The 12898-nt window shown below is 74.8% G+C and carries 14 protein-coding genes; 9 read left to right on the top strand and 5 right to left on the bottom strand.

The window, feature by feature from the left end; genetic code table 11:
* Positions 1–34: 34 nt before the first annotated feature.
* Together ACIA8Q_RS16070 and ACIA8Q_RS16075 are read left to right on the top strand one after the other, a co-directional pair.
* Complete coding sequence (locus ACIA8Q_RS16070) at positions 35–688, top strand: 4'-phosphopantetheinyl transferase superfamily protein (protein ID WP_360208401.1); 654 nt, start codon at positions 35–37, stop codon at positions 686–688.
* 103 nt (positions 689–791) lie between these two features.
* Positions 792–1175, top strand: a complete 384-nt coding sequence (locus tag ACIA8Q_RS16075) for a barstar family protein (RefSeq protein ID WP_360208398.1) — start codon at positions 792–794, stop codon at positions 1173–1175.
* 126 nt (positions 1176–1301) lie between these two features.
* Here the strand turns inward: ACIA8Q_RS16075 and ACIA8Q_RS16080 are convergent, their stop codons facing one another.
* Positions 1302–2300: a polysaccharide deacetylase family protein gene (locus ACIA8Q_RS16080; protein WP_396317328.1), complete on the bottom strand. Its 999-nt coding sequence runs from the start codon at positions 2298–2300 to the stop codon at positions 1302–1304.
* Positions 2301–2652: 352 nt separating this feature from the next.
* Between ACIA8Q_RS16080 and ACIA8Q_RS16085 the strand changes: the two genes are divergently transcribed.
* Both ACIA8Q_RS16085 and ACIA8Q_RS16090 read left to right on the top strand, forming a co-directional pair.
* Complete coding sequence (locus ACIA8Q_RS16085) at positions 2653–4221, top strand: CehA/McbA family metallohydrolase (protein WP_396317329.1); 1569 nt, start codon at positions 2653–2655, stop codon at positions 4219–4221.
* Between the two features lie 244 nt (positions 4222–4465).
* Positions 4466–4990, top strand: coding sequence for an ATP-binding protein (locus ACIA8Q_RS16090; RefSeq protein ID WP_360208390.1), 525 nt, complete (start codon positions 4466–4468; stop codon positions 4988–4990).
* A 21-nt stretch (positions 4991–5011) separates the two neighbouring features.
* Here the strand turns inward: ACIA8Q_RS16090 and ACIA8Q_RS16095 are convergent, their stop codons facing one another.
* Positions 5012–5470, bottom strand: a complete 459-nt coding sequence (locus ACIA8Q_RS16095; RefSeq protein WP_360208550.1) for a DinB family protein — start codon at positions 5468–5470, stop codon at positions 5012–5014.
* 349 nt (positions 5471–5819) lie between these two features.
* Between ACIA8Q_RS16095 and ACIA8Q_RS16100 the strand changes: the two genes are divergently transcribed.
* Both ACIA8Q_RS16100 and ACIA8Q_RS16105 read left to right on the top strand, forming a co-directional pair.
* Positions 5820–6632: a class I SAM-dependent methyltransferase gene (locus ACIA8Q_RS16100; protein WP_387899770.1), complete on the top strand. Its 813-nt coding sequence runs from the start codon at positions 5820–5822 to the stop codon at positions 6630–6632.
* Positions 6633–6828: 196 nt separating this feature from the next.
* The gene (locus ACIA8Q_RS16105) at positions 6829–7341 is read left to right on the top strand and encodes a DUF5994 family protein (protein ID WP_396317330.1); all 513 of its coding nucleotides are present in this window, start codon (positions 6829–6831) and stop codon (positions 7339–7341) included.
* Positions 7342–7483: 142 nt separating this feature from the next.
* Here the strand turns inward: ACIA8Q_RS16105 and ACIA8Q_RS16110 are convergent, their stop codons facing one another.
* Positions 7484–7687 (bottom strand): cold-shock protein, encoded by a 204-nt coding sequence (locus ACIA8Q_RS16110; protein ID WP_360208382.1) that lies wholly within the window; start codon positions 7685–7687, stop codon positions 7484–7486.
* Between the two features lie 425 nt (positions 7688–8112).
* Between ACIA8Q_RS16110 and ACIA8Q_RS16115 the strand changes: the two genes are divergently transcribed.
* On the top strand, positions 8113–8340 hold the full coding sequence (locus tag ACIA8Q_RS16115) for a hypothetical protein (protein WP_360208379.1): 228 nt from the start codon (positions 8113–8115) through the stop codon (positions 8338–8340).
* A 73-nt stretch (positions 8341–8413) separates the two neighbouring features.
* Here the strand turns inward: ACIA8Q_RS16115 and ACIA8Q_RS16120 are convergent, their stop codons facing one another.
* Positions 8414–8563 carry a hypothetical protein gene (locus tag ACIA8Q_RS16120; RefSeq protein ID WP_387899772.1) on the bottom strand — a complete coding sequence of 50 codons (150 nt, stop codon included), beginning with the start codon at positions 8561–8563 and terminating at the stop codon, positions 8414–8416.
* Positions 8564–8753: 190 nt separating this feature from the next.
* On the opposite strand from ACIA8Q_RS16120, the gene ACIA8Q_RS16125 reads away from it, so the two are divergent.
* The gene (locus ACIA8Q_RS16125; RefSeq protein ID WP_396317331.1) at positions 8754–10154 is read left to right on the top strand and encodes a condensation domain-containing protein; all 1401 of its coding nucleotides are present in this window, start codon (positions 8754–8756) and stop codon (positions 10152–10154) included.
* 118 nt (positions 10155–10272) lie between these two features.
* Entirely contained in the window at positions 10273–11244 is a 972-nt protein-coding gene (locus tag ACIA8Q_RS16130; RefSeq protein WP_396317332.1) for an NAD-dependent epimerase/dehydratase family protein, read from the top strand.
* A 65-nt stretch (positions 11245–11309) separates the two neighbouring features.
* On the opposite strand, the gene ACIA8Q_RS16135 is transcribed toward ACIA8Q_RS16130, so the two are convergent.
* Positions 11310–12878, bottom strand: coding sequence for an MFS transporter (locus tag ACIA8Q_RS16135; RefSeq protein ID WP_396317333.1), 1569 nt, complete (start codon positions 12876–12878; stop codon positions 11310–11312).
* Positions 12879–12898 lie beyond the last annotated feature (20 nt).

Here is a 12898-nt window from a genome sequence, read left to right on the forward strand (position 1 = left end):
GTGCCCGGCCGCGCGTTCGACCGAGGGGGAGAGAGTGATCGGGGACCTGCTGCCGGACACCGTGGTGACCGAAGTGGCCTACGGCGACCCGCCGGAGGCCCGGCTGGAGCCCGAGGAGGCCGAGGCCGTCGCCCGGGCGGTGGAGAAGCGCCGCCGCGAGTTCACCACCGTCCGCCACTGCGCCCGGACCGCCCTCACCCGGCTCGGTGTCCCCTACCGCCCGCTGGTCCCCGGCCTGCGCGGGGCCCCGACCTGGCCGGACGGCGTGGTCGGCAGCCTCACCCACTGCGACGGCCTGCGCGCCGCGGCCGTCGCCCGTTCCGGCGACCTCCTCTCGATCGGCATCGACGCCGAGCCCGCACTGCCGCTGCCGGACGACGTCCTGGAGGCCGTCGCCCTGCCCTCCGAGCAGCGCCGGATCGCCGACCTGCTCGCCACCCACCCGGACACCCCGTGGGACCGCCTGCTGTTCAGCGCCAAGGAGTCGGTCTACAAGGCCTGGTTCCCGCTGACCGAGCTGTTCCTGGACTTCAACGAGGCCGAGCTGGCCCTCTCCCCCGACGGCACGTTCACCGCCCGGCTGCTCGTCCCGGGCCCGGTGGTCGGCGGCCGGCTCGTCCAGGGCTTCCACGGCCGCTGGGCCGTGCGCGACGGCCTGCTGGCCACGGCCATCGCGGTACCGGCCTGAGCGCCGCCGCCCGGCCCGCCTGAGCTCCGCCGCCCCGGTCCGGCCGGGGGCCGCCCCCGGTCCGACCGGAGCGATCCCCGGAGGGCGGCATATCCTCGACCCCGTGACCGTGACCTATGTGATCGATGGCACCCGGATCGACACCCTGGACGACTTCTGGGACGTCGTCGGCGAGACCATCGGCGCCGACGGCTACTTCGGCCGCAACCTCGACGCCTTCGCCGACTGCCTGCGGGGTGGCTACGGCACCCCCGAGGACGGCGACTACGTGATCGAGTGGCGCGACCACGAGACCTCCCGGCGCCACCTCGGCCACCCGGAGACGGTCCGTCAGCTGGAGCTGCGGCTCGGCCGCTGCCACCCCGCCAACCGCGAGCACGTGCGCGCCGAGCTCGCCGCCGCCCGGGCCGGGCGGGGGCCGACGGTCTTCGACTGGCTGGTGCGGATCATCGAGGAGGAGCACCCGGGGGGCCTGCGTCTGCGCTGAGGCCGGCCCGGTCGGAGCGCGGCCGGCGCGAGGGCGGCCGTTCCGAGGGCGGCCGGCACGCCGCCCGGCCCGGGGCGGGCCCTGGTCCACCCGGGTGACGCCCGCCCGCGCCGGGGCGCCCGGCCCTCACCCGAGGACGTCGGAGAGCCGGACGAACCGCCGCCCCGCCGCCAGCAGGCCCGGCACCGCCGCCGCCACGCCGGGGGCGGTGCCGCCGCCCGGGTGGTTCAGGTGCCCGATCACGATGGACCCCGGCGGGGCGGCGGCGACCTCCTGCCGGACCTGGGCGGCGCCGAGCGTCGCCCCGCCGTCCCCGTTCACGGTGAACCCCGCGACCCGTTCGCCCAGGTCGGCGACGATCCGGGTGGCGACGTCGTCGTAGTGCGCGGTGCCGGAGCGGAAGAACCGCACCGGGTGGCCGAGCAGCCCGGCCAGCTTCTGCGCGTTGCCCGCCACCTCGTCGTGCACCGCGCCGACGCCGTCGGTGCCGGCGATGCCGTAGGCGGAGCGACCGGTGACGGAGAGCGGCCGGTGCGCGGTCCCGTGGTTGCCGATCTCGAACAGCGGGTCCCCGGCGAGCTGCTCGAACACGTCCGGGTTGGCGTCGATCCAGCGGGCGTTCAGGAACAGGGTCGCCGGGACGGCGTTCGCGCGCAGGAAGTCGATCAGGTCGGCGTCGTAGCCGTTCCCGCCGGGGCCTCCGCAGGCGTCGAAGGTGAGCGCCGTCGCGCGCTCTCCGTCGGGCAGTTCGGTGATCACCCCGGAGACCTCCAGCCCCCATTCCGCGGGGGCGGTGCCGCCGTAGCGCTCCACCAGTTCAGCCCTGGTCGGCAGCCGGCCCGCGGTGGGCGGGGTGGCCGACGGGGTGGCCGGCCCCGCCTCGGTGGCCGACGGGGTGGCCGGCCCCGCCTCGGTGGCGGACGGGGCCGCGGACGGTATCGCGGTCCGGACGCCGGAGGCTGCTCCGGTCGCGGCGGAGGCCTGCTCGACCGCGGCGGCCGTCCCGGCCGCTCCCGTCACCGGTGCCGGGGCCGTCGCGGCGGGTCCGCCCCGCCCGGCGGCCGCGCACCCGGTCAGCGCGCTCCCGGCCATCGCTATCAGCAGTGTCCGTCGGTTCAGTGTCACACCCGCCTCCTCCACGACGATCCGATGTCAGGGCGATCCGGCGTCAGACCGGCCCGGCTCCGCGACGGTCCGACTCCGCGACGGTCCGGTCCCGCTCCGGCCCGTCGGACGCGACGCGACGCGGCACAGCACGGTGCAGGGCCGTGCGGCAGGACGCAGCCCTCACCGCGAGGCCGTCACCGCCTTCACCCATGAATATGAACCGACGATTCATCACGCCCCGCAACTCGCTGCCCCGCCCCCGGCCCCTCCTTCACCGACCCGCCCCACCCCCGTGGGCCCCGGCTCACCCCCGGTTCACCGCCCCGGGTAGGAACGCCGGCGGACCCGATCCCCAGCCCGGAGGCCACCCATGCCCACCGACCCAGGCTCCCCCCGCCCCGCCCGCCGCGACCTGCTGCGCACCGGCCTCGCCACCGGTGCCACCACCGCCCTCGGCCTCGCCGCGGGCGGCGGCCGGGCCGCCGCCGCGCCGGGCGCCGCCACCCCCGCCGACCGCACCCTCGTGCTCACCGGCCATCTCCCCACCGGCGCGCCCGACTTCGTCCACCTCCCGGTCGAAGTCCCGGACGGCGTGCGCGAGCTGGCCGTCTCCTACGGCTACGACAAGCCGACCGTCCCGGCCGGCACCCCCGGGAACTCCTGCGACATCGGCGTCTTCGACGAGCGCGGCACCGACCTCGGCGGCCCCGGCTTCCGCGGCTGGTCGGGCGGCTTCCGCACCGAGTTCAGCATCGCCCGCGACACCGCCACCCCCGGCTACCTCCCCGGCCCGATCAACCCGGGCACCTGGCACATCGTCCTCGGCCCCTACCAGATCGCCCCGCAGGGGCTCGACTACCGCGTCCAGGTCACCCTCCGGTTCGGCGCCCCCGGGCCGGAGTTCACCCCGCACTACCCGCCCGAGCGGGCCCGCGGCCGCGGCCGGGCCTGGTACCGGGGGGACTGCCACCTGCACACCGTGCACTCCGACGGGCGACGCCTGCCGGAGGAGGTCGCGGCCGGCGCCCGCGCCGCCGGCCTCGACTTCATCGTCTCCACCGACCACAACACCAGTTCCTCGCACGCCGTCTGGGGCCCGCTGGCCGGGCCGGACCTGCTGATCCTGCCGGGCGAGGAGGTCACCACCCGCAACGGCCACTGGCTGGCCCTCGGCCTGGAGGCCGGCCAGTTCGTCGACTGGCGCTACCGCTCCCGCGACGAGGAGTACCCGCGCTTCGTCCGCCAGGTGCACCGCTCCGGCGGCCTGGTCGTCCCCGCGCACCCGTACTGCCCGTACGTCGCCTGCCAGTGGAAGTTCGGCTACGAGCAGGCCGACGCCGTCGAGGTCTGGAACGGACCGTGGACCTACGACGACGAGTCCGCGGTCGACACCTGGGACGCCGGGCTCGCCGTCGCCCTGCGCGAGGGCCGCTCCTGGCTGCCCGCGATGGGCAACAGCGACGCGCACAGCGCCCCGCAGGTGATCGGCTCCCCGCACACCGTGGTGCTGGCCGAGGACCTCACCCGCGACGCCGTCCTCGACGGGATCCGCGCCGGGCGCAGCTGGCTGGCCGAGTCCTCCGCGGTGCGGCTGGAGTTCACCGTCACCGGGCACGGCCGCCGGGCCGGCATCGGCGAGGAGCTGACCGTCCCGGCGGACGCCCCGCTGGACGTTCGGCTCACCGTCTCCGGCGTCCCGGGCGGGACGGTCCGGCTGCTCACCGACGAGGGCCAGCTGCACCAGGAGTCGCTGCCCGCCGACGGCGCCGGCACGGTGGTCTGGCGCACCACCGCCTCGCTCGCCGCCTACGTCCGCGCCGAGGTGCGCCACCCCCGGCCCGACGGGACGCCCGGCCGGGGAAACGCGATGGGACCGGACCTCCCCTGGGGCCCGATGGCCGCCCTCACCAACCCGGTCGTGCTGCGCGCCGAGGAGTGAGCCGGAACGGCCCGGACGGCTCCGGGCCGGGCCGTGCGGCGGGCCCGGCCGCCCCGGGGAACCGGTCCGGCCATGAGGGGGGACGACTCGGGGCACCGGCGTGGACTAGGTTGATCCCCGAAAGCATCAGTCGTAGGGACGAGGCGGTCGGCTGTCCGCATCCGGGTCCGACCGGCCCTTTCGCACTCCGACCGCCTCGCCCCGGCTACCCGTCCGTCCCCGGCCCGCGAAGGGATCAGCAGCTGTGAACCGTACGACCGTAGGTGGGCCGGAGCTCGGGGGCGGCCGGGGTGCCGGGGGCGTCCTCGTCCTCGTCGACCCGTCCGGGGCCGGGAGGAGCGCGGTCGCGGGGCTGCTCGCTGCCGAGCTGCGACCGAGCGTCCACCTGCGCGCGCACGACTTCGTGCGGGTCATCCGCAACGGTCAGCTGCCGCCCCACCTGCCGGAGGCCGGGCGGCAGAACGCCACCGCCCTCGCCGCGGCCGCCCAGGCCGCCTTCGCGTACGCCACCGGCGGGTACCAGGTCGTCGTCGAGTGCCCGGCCGTCCCGCCCGCCCTCGACACCTTCCGCCGCGAGAGCCGCACCACCGGCGCCGCCCTCCACTACGTCGTCCTGCGCTCCGGTGCCGCCGCCGACGATCCGCAGGCCCCGGACGCAGGGGAGGCCCGGGACGCCCACGTGCTGGACACCGCCGGGCTCACCCCCGAGACCACCGCCAAGTCCGTGCTGGACGCGCTGACCCACCGCACCCACCTGCTCGGCTGGTAGCCCGCCCCGCCGCCCCGGGCGCTACGCGCCGACCGTGCCGTCGATGGCCTCGCGCAGGAAGTCGGCGTGGCCGTTGTGCCGGGCGTACTCGTGGATCAGGTGCAGCATCACCAGGCGCAGCGAGACCTCCGCCTGCCAGCGCGGCTGGTAGCCGGTGACGTCCAGCGAGGCGGCGGCGAGCTCGATCCGGCGGGAGTGCTCGACCTCGTCCTGCCAGGCGGCGAAGGCCTCGGCCCGGGTGGCGCCGGAGGCGTCGTAGGCCACCTGGTAGTCACCGTCCGGGGACCAGACCAGCGGGACGTCCTCGGCGTCGATGACCCGACGGAACCAGGTGCGCTCCACCTCCGCCATGTGCCGCACCAGCCCGAGCAGGGTCAGCGTGGACGGCGGGCTGGAGCGCCGGCGCAGCTGCTCGTCCGTCAGCCCCTCGCACTTCATCGCGAGCGTCGCCCGGTGGAAGTCCAGGAAGGCCCGCAGCATCTCGCGCTCGCCGCCGGTCAGCGGCGGGGCGGGGCGTTCGTCGGTGTTCACGGTGTCGGCTCTCCCTGCTCCGCGCCCGGCCCCCGCGGGCCGGGCTCCCCGGCCCGGACGACCGCCGGACCCTCGGGCCTGTCGCCGCCCCGCAGACGCGGGTTCGAGGACGGGCCCCAGCGGACTGTAGCGAAACGGCCACCGCACCCCCACCGGTTTTCCCTCCGGCAGCACCCCGCCCCGGAACTCCACTCCGCTCACTCACCGTGTTCACGATCTCACCGGTTTGGGTACGTACCTCGGCGCGCCCGAGGGCCGGGCGCGGCGACCAGGCGAGCAGCAGGAGACCGGACGACCCATGGACCAGAACCGCATCCCCCCGACCGTCCGCCGGACGTACGGCGCGGACGACCTCAGCACCGCCCCGTCATTCGGCGGCGGCTTCATCAACTTCGGCTACTGGCAGGGCATGGACCTCACCGCCCCGACCCCCGAGGACCGGGTGCACAGCCAGGAGCAGCTGTACCGCCGGGTGCTGCGGGAGTTCCCCGAACCGCGCGAGCACCGGCGGCTGGCCGAGGTCGGCTGCGGCCGCGGCCTCGGCGCCGCCCTCGCGCTGCGCGAGTTCCGCTTCGCCACCGTCACCGGGGTCGACATCCACCCCGACCAGGTTGAACGCGCCCGCGCAGTCAACGCCAAGGCCCTCGCCACCTACCCCGACCGCCTCGCCTACACCCTCGGCCCGGCCGACGACCTCCCCTTCGCCGACGGCTCCCTGGACGGCGTCTACTCCGTCGAGGCCGCCCAGCACTTCCGCGAGCTCACCGGCTTCGCCCACGAGGCCGTCCGGGTGCTGCGCCCCGGCGGCCGCCTGGTCGTCACCACCTTCTTCACCGCCGACGGGCCCGACGTCGCGGAACGCCTCAGCATCCTGCTCGGCAGCTTCGCCGACGGCCTCGACGTCCCCCACCCGCTCTCGGCCTTCACCGCCGACCTCGGCAAGGCCGGCTTCGGCGACGTGACCGCCACGTCCATCGGCGCCGACGTCTGGCCCGGCCTCGACCGCTACCTCGCCGACACCGTCCCGCCCGGCCACTGGAGCCGCAACTTCCACCACGCCTGGCGCACCGGCCTGCTCGACTACCACGTCGTCACCGCCGATCTCGCCTGAGCCCGTCCGCCGCTGCCCACCACCACCCACCGGTGCCCGCCCCGGACGGCCTCACGGACGGTTCCGTGGCGGCGGCCCGGCGGCGACCGCGACGGAGTAGCGTGGAAGGCAACCGAGGACATTCCGCACACCGGCATCAGCGTCGGCGTCGCCCTGGGTCTGACGGGTCCCTCGCGGACCGGACGGGCGGCTTCGCATGATGCCGGTTCCTCTCCCCTATCCCTCGTCCTCCGGACCGTGGCCGCCGCAGGGCTCCCCGCTGCTGCCGCGCCTGCTGCTGGAGCCCACGATGACGCGGGACGGCGTCTTCGACGGGGCCTGGTGGCCCCGCTCCAACCGCGTCGCCGCCGAGCTGCCCGACCTGATCACCGCGCTCGGTGCCCACTTCGGGCGCATCGTCCGGGTCGGTCTCGACACGGCGACCTGGGCGGGGGTCCCGAGGTCCGTCGTGGTCAACGGCCTGATGATCAAGATCAACTGGTTCGCCGGGAGCGACGCGACGATCAGCGTCACCCGGGGCTTCCAGGACCACATCCTCCTGCTGGTGGTGCCACCCGGCACCGACGCGCTGACGGCCGCCTCCGCGATGGCCGGCGCCTCGGCGACCGGGAACCACACGCCGGCGGCCGAACTGCTGCTCGCCCGCGCAATGCGGAGCGGCCCGGGCCCGGACGCACCGGACGGACCCCCGACACGGCTCCCGATCTGAGCACGCCCCGGACCCGCGCGGGCCCCGGAACGTCACAGGCCGTCCCCACCTCACGGTGGGAACGGCCTGTGACCTTCAAGAACGCCGGTTCGGACGACGCGGGCCCGGGCCCGCGCCCCGCCCCCGGCCGGGGGCGGTGGTCCTACAGCGGGCGGATGTTCTCGGCCTGCGGGCCCTTCTGGCCCTGCGTGACGTCGAACTCGACCTTCTGGCCCTCGAGCAGCTCGCGGAAGCCGCTGGCGTTGATGTTCGAGTAGTGGGCGAAGACGTCGGGGCCGCCACCCTCCTGCTCGATGAAGCCGAAGCCCTTTTCCGCGTTGAACCACTTCACGGTACCGGTGGCCATGGGAGATCTCCTTCGAGAGACTTTTCGAAGCCTGCACGGTGCAGACTTTCGCGTCGCCGCGATGAGAACCCACCGGGAAAGATCCGGAAAAACAGAAAATGCGCCCGCAGCGATCAGCAGGCGCACACAAAGTCCATGGGAACCACAACTGCAACTACCTCGACTGTAGCAGGATCCGGTCCCGACCGGCGGAAAATCCGGGGGAATTTTCCGGCCCGGCCACCGGATGGCGGTACCTCCGGCCCCGCCGCACCCGGAACGCCCTTGGTCCGGGAGGAACTTGCCGCCACGCCCCGCCACGCCGCCCGGTCCGGAATCTTTCTCCGGGCTGCCACCCCGCCCCCCGACCGGAGGATTCCCGGCGACGGGAAATCCGCTGCTCCCCACCGGCCCGGCGGGCGGGTTTTCGGAGCATACTGGCCACGATGAGTAAAACACCGGCAGTCCGACGCCCCCTTCCCACCAGCCCTTTCAAAGCCAAGCCCGACAAACCGCCCAAGCACTTCGCGGTGGGTGACCGCGTCACCCACGACAGGTACGGTCTCGGCCGCGTCATCGAGGTGGAGGACGGAGCCAGCGCCGCGGTGCTGGTCGACTTCGGCTCGCGACAGGAGCGGATAACGCCGCCGTACGCGGCGATGTTCGTCCTCTGACCGGCGCTCCGACGACGGCACCGGCCCCTCCCCGGGAGCCGGTGAACCGAAGCGCGGGGCAGCGCCGTTGGAGTCAGTGGTGGGCGGTCGGCGTGTTGTGGGGCACGCCGCCGCACACCACGAGCACTCTGCGCACCGCACCGCCGCCGCACACCACGAGAACGCCGCGCGGCAGGACGGCGGCCCGGGCCACGGGCCAGGCCGCCGACGAGGAAGCCCCCACCGGAGCACGGTACTGCCGTGCTCCGGTGGGGGCTTCGTCGTTCCCCGGACGCCCCGGACCGCCCCGACGGGCCCACCCGGCCCACCCTCGACGGCGGGCGGGCGGTGCGCCACACTCTCCCCAGCAGCACCCGCGCTCCCAACGCACCGGTACGACGTCGCGACCCACCGCCACAACGGAGAGCCACACGGTGACCACTCGTCAACTGCTGGAGATCCCCTTCTCGTCCGGCCGGTCCGGGGCCGGCCCGGCCACCTGGGGGCAACGCGCCATCTGGGACGCCGTGAGCCGGCTGCCCGCGGCCGACGCACCGCGGTACAACATCGGCACGGCGGCGCCGATCGACCCGGGGCTGCCGCTCCCCGTCGTGCTGGGCGGCCTGGAGCAGCTGCTGCACCTGCACGACTCCCTGCACACCAGGCTGCTGCCGGACGGCGACGGCGGTCTGCGCCAGGTCGTCGACCCGGACGGACGGCTGGCGGTGGAGGTCCGCACCTGCCCGGGCAGCACCGGCCCGGACCGCACCGGCGTGGCGGAGGCCGGCGCGCGACTGCACGAGGAGCTGTCCGCCCGGCCGTTCGACACCGCCGAGCAGTGGCCGCTCCGGGTCGGCGTGGTGGAGGCCGACGGGCTGGCCCGCTACGTCAGCCTGGTGCTCTCGCACACGGCGGTCGACGGCTCCGGGATGAACCGCCTGGTGGCGGACCTCACCGCGCTCTGCCTCGGCAGCTCACCGGCGGACCTGGCCGAGCTGCGCGAGCCCGCCCGGCAGCCGCTGGAGGAGGCGGCGTTCCAGGACTCCGAACGCGGCCGGAAGCGCGACGCGGGAGCCCGCAAGCAGTTCCTGCGCAAGCTGCGCCTGGGCCCGGCCCGGCTGTTCCCGCCGCCCGCCCCGCCGGCACCGGACGCCCCCGCCGCGCCGTTCCCGAACGCCGTCCTGCGCTCCCCCGCCCTGCCCGCGGCGGTGGAGCGGGTGGCCGCCGCGCACCGGGTGAGCTCCTCCTCGGTGCTGCTGGCGGCGACGGCCGCGATGACGGCCCGGCTGTCCGGCACTCCGGAGGCGGTGCTCAACGTCGTGGTGAACAACCGCTTCCTGCCCGAGCTGACCAACGCGGTGAGCGTCGTCGCGGGCGACGGCCTGTTCCACCTCCCGGATGCCACGGCCGAGTTCGGCGACGTCGTCCGGCGCACCCACGCCGCCGCGATCGGCTCCTACCGGCACGCCTACTACGACAAGCTCCGGTTGAGCACCGAGATCGAGCGACTCGCCGCCGAGGGCGTTCCGCTGGCCGACCGGTCGTGCGTCTTCAACGACACGCGCGAGCTGGTCCCGGCGGCGCCGGAGCCCGACGGGGGCCCGCGGCAGGAGACCACCCTCAGCTGGCCGGTGGAGTTCGAGCCGCGCCCCGGCCTGACCTACGCCCTGGACGCGCTGCAGTCCCCCGAGGCCCTGAGCCTGGCCATGACCGCCGACCCGGCGGTGCTCCCGCGCCCGGCGGTGGAGCGCTTCCTCTACGGGATCGAGGAGTTGATCCTCACCGAGGCCCACACCGTCGGGGCCGACCACTCCGGGTCGGACCCGCGGGCCTGACCGTCCGGCCCGGCAAGTGCGGCCGCGGGCGCGGTGGTTGACCATCCCTCGTGTTCAACCACCGCACCCCGCAGTCGAATCACGGCAGCGCCGCCCGTCCCGACCGTAGGCTGAGCCCATGCGGATCCTCATTCTCGGCGGCACCTCCTTCGTCGGCCGCGCGATCGCGGACGACGCCCTGCGCAGCGGTGCCGAGGTCACCCTGTTCACCCGGGGCCGGACCAACCCCGGCCTCTTCCCGGACGCCGTCCACCTGGTGGGCGACCGCGACACCGGCGACTACGACGCCCTGCGCGGCGGTTCCTGGGACGCCGTCGTGGACGTCACCGGCTACCGCCCGCACCAGGTCGACCAGGCGATGGACGCACTCGGCGACCGGGTCGGCCGCTACCTCTTCGTCTCCAGCCACTCGGTCTACGAGCAGGAGGGCCTCGCGCCCGGCTCGGACGAGTCCGCCCCGCTCCGGGCGCCGCTGCGCGAGGCGGCGCAGCTGACCGACGCGACGTACGGCCGGCTCAAGGTGGCCTGCGAGGACGACGTGAGGGCCCGCTACGGCGATCGGGCGACGATCGTGCGGCCCGGAAAGGTGGCGGGCCCGCACGACGACCAGCGCGGGCTCACCTACTGGGCCCGCCGGGCCGCCCAGGGCGGGCGGATCGCACTGCCGGGGCGCCCGGAGCAGCCCGTCCAGCTGGTCGACGTGCGCGATCTGGCCCGGCTGGTGGTCCGGCTGGTCCAGGACGACCGGGCGGGCGCCTTCCACGCCGTCGGTCCGGCCGAGCCGACCACCCTGGGCGCCCTGATCGCCACCTGCGCCGAGGCGGCGGGCATCGAGGCGGAGGTCGTCCCGGTACCGCCGGAGAGCTCACCGCAGATGTTCTTCCCGCTGGTGCGGCCGGAGCCGACCTGGACCGGCCAGCAGCGCAGCGCGGCGCGGGCGCGCGCGGCCGGCCTGCCGGCGACCCCGCTCGCGGTGACGGCCGCCGACGTCCTCGCCTGGGACCGGGAGCGCGGCGAGCCGCCGCTCGGCCACGGCTTCACCCCCGAGCAGGAGGCCCTCGCCCTGGCGAGCGTCGCGCGGTCGCGCTGACCGGTCCCGGTGCCGCGGTCCCGCTGAAGGGGCGCTCACCCGGCCGGATCCGCGCCGGGCGTGCCTCAGACCTGGCCCGGTCCGCCGCCGGCCGACAGGGACTCCTCCTCCTCGGCCGGGGCCTCGGCCTGCACGCCCGGACGCAGACCGACCATCGCCACCACCGCGGCGGCGGCCATGAAGGCCGCCATCCAGTAGAGGACCGTCTGGGTGGCGTGGGCGAAGTCGACCCGGAAGAAGTCCGGGATCGCCGAGGTGCTCCCGCCACCGCTCTGGGCCTGGACCTGGGAGAGGTGCGCGGCCGTGGACTCCGCCTGGTCCTGCGGCAGGCCCTGGGCGACCAGGGAGTCGGTCAGCCCGGACCGCAGGTCGGTGACCAGGACGGTGCCGAGCACGGCCAGTCCCAGGCTCGCGGCGTAGTTGCGGACGGTCTGGGTGATGCCGGTCGCCTCGCCGTAGGACAGCCGGGAGGCGCGGTTGACGGCGTCCGTGCTGGCCGGGCTGAGCATGAAGCCCATGCCGGCGCCGGCCAGCACGATGTCCCACTGCTGCTCGCTGAAGCTCAGCGTGGTGGCATCGCCCGCCCACAGGTAGAACCCGACGGCGGCCAGCACGCACCCGAGCACCACCGGCCGCTTCGCGCCGCCCCGGTCGAGCATCCGGCCGCCGAGCTGCGAGGCGATCACGAACCCGATGAAGAAGTAGAGCAGGAAGATGCCGGCCTCGGAGGAGGAGTCGCCGAGCGCGATCTGCGCGTACTCGCTGGAGAAGAAGAACACCGGGACGAACGCCAGCATCGAGATGCCGAGCACCACGTTCTGCACGGAGAACGCGCGGATGCGGAAGATGTCCACCTGGATCAGCGGCGAGGCCGTGCGCTTCTCGACGACCGCGAAGACGACCAGCAGCAGCACCCCCGCCGCGATGCAGAGCCCGATCGCCGGGTTGGACCAGCCCCAGACCTGCGACTGCTGGAACCCGAAGACGCTCAGCCCGACGCCGCCGGCGATCAGGACCAGGCCCCGGTAGTCCATGGGCGCGGGCCGGCTCTGCGTCACCGGCTTGGAGATCGCGATCAGCACCAGCGCGATCGCGGCCACCGGCAGGTTCACCCAGAAGATGGCCCGCCAGGTCCATTCGGTCAGGTAGCCGCCGAGGACCGGGCCGATCGCGGTCAGACCGCCCGCGATGCCGAAGAACAGGGCCAGGGCCCGCCCCCGCTCGCGCAGGACGAAGTTCTGCACGACGATCGCCAGCGCCGCCGGGAACATGATGGCGCCGCCGACGCCCTGGACGGCGCGGAAGGCGATCAGCCAGGCCTCGGCCAGGCTCCCGGTGGGGGTGAAGCCGCAGCAGGCCGAGGCGCCGGCGAAGACCAGCACGCCGAGCACCACCATCTTGCGGTGCCCGACGGTGTCGGCGAGCCGCCCGCCGAAGGCGAAGAACGCCGCCAGGGTGAGCAGGTAGGCGTTGACCACCCACTGCACGCCCGTGCTGGTGAGGTCCAGCTCGTGCTGGATGTTCGGTACGGCGATCGACACGATGGTCTGGTCGATGAAGGTCATCGAGACGGCGAAGATCATCGCCGCCAGCACCAGGTAGCGCGGGGATCCGCCGGCGGGAGCAGTGCTCACGGTTCGCTCTTCCCTCCGGG

The sequence above is a fragment of the Kitasatospora sp. NPDC051705 genome (assembly GCF_044453265.1).
Taxonomy (GTDB): Bacteria; Actinomycetota; Actinomycetes; order Streptomycetales; family Streptomycetaceae; genus Kitasatospora.